The following is an 841-nucleotide window of genomic DNA, read 5'->3' as shown; positions in this document are numbered from 1 at the left end:
CCCCGCGCCCGGGCCCCCCCCCACACCCCCCCCCCCCCCCCGGGGGGGGGGGCCCCCGCTGGGGCCCGGGCCGCACCGTTCGCGCGCGGGAGGCGCTCCTCATCTGTGGGCTCGACCGCCGTGGGCGCCGGTTCTAGCGTCACCGCTATGCAACGCGTAGATCTTGTTCAGGGCGCGGTCGAGGAACACGGCAGCACCGGTGTGTACATGATCGAGGTCGCACGATTGACCCCTGATGACGCCGAGCACTTCCGTACGCACACGGCGCAGGTGGGCCCCGGCGGGATCCTCGGCCGGCACGAGGGGCGTTGGTGGCAGCTGTTCTGCGTCGTCCACGGGTCGGGTTGGGTGAGCGGAGAAGACCGCGCACGGCGCGACATCGCCGCTGGCGAGGCGGTGTTGTGGGCACCCGGCGAAGACCATGAGAGCGCAGCGACGACGGCATGACGGTGGTCATCGTGCAGTCGTCTGCGCGACTGCCTTTCGGACGATGACTGGACTCGCCACGTGGTCGACGCCGGCAGGATCAGTAGGGCGCGGGTTCGGGTGGTGGTCGGGTCCAGGTGGTGCCGATGGGGTTGGTCCAGGTGACCTCGCCGGTCGCCGGGTCGCGGCGTATCTCCTAGTGGCCGTCGTGTTTGAGGTGGTGGTGGCGGGCGCACAGGCAGATCAGGTTCATCGGGGTGGTGGGTCCGCCGGCTGCCCAGGGGGTGAGGTGGTCGATCTCGGCGGTGATGGCGCGGCGGCGGCAGCCGGGGAACTGGCAGGTTCGGTCGCGCAGCTGCACGAACCGGGCCATCGGTTTGGGTGGCCGGTAGCTGGCCGACGTGGTGTCGCAGAC

2 protein-coding genes are annotated in these 841 nt (G+C 71.3%); one reads left to right on the top strand and one right to left on the bottom strand.

What is annotated here, in order from left to right; genetic code table 11:
- The first annotated feature begins 147 nt into the window (after positions 1-147).
- Entirely contained in the window at positions 148-447 is a 300-nt protein-coding gene (locus ACFFCN_RS06605; RefSeq protein WP_375490352.1) for a hypothetical protein, read from the top strand.
- A 175-nt stretch (positions 448-622) separates the two neighbouring features.
- Here the strand turns inward: ACFFCN_RS06605 and ACFFCN_RS06600 are convergent.
- A partial coding sequence (locus ACFFCN_RS06600) for an HNH endonuclease signature motif containing protein (protein ID WP_375490351.1) occupies positions 623-841 on the bottom strand: 219 nt, incomplete at its 5' end.

It is taken from the genome of uncultured Jatrophihabitans sp. (genome assembly GCF_964246335.1).
In the GTDB taxonomy this organism is placed as follows: domain Bacteria; phylum Actinomycetota; class Actinomycetes; order Mycobacteriales; family Jatrophihabitantaceae; genus Jatrophihabitans.
The sequence above is the reverse complement of the archived record's forward strand: the minus strand, read 5'-3'. Positions and strand labels throughout refer to the sequence as shown.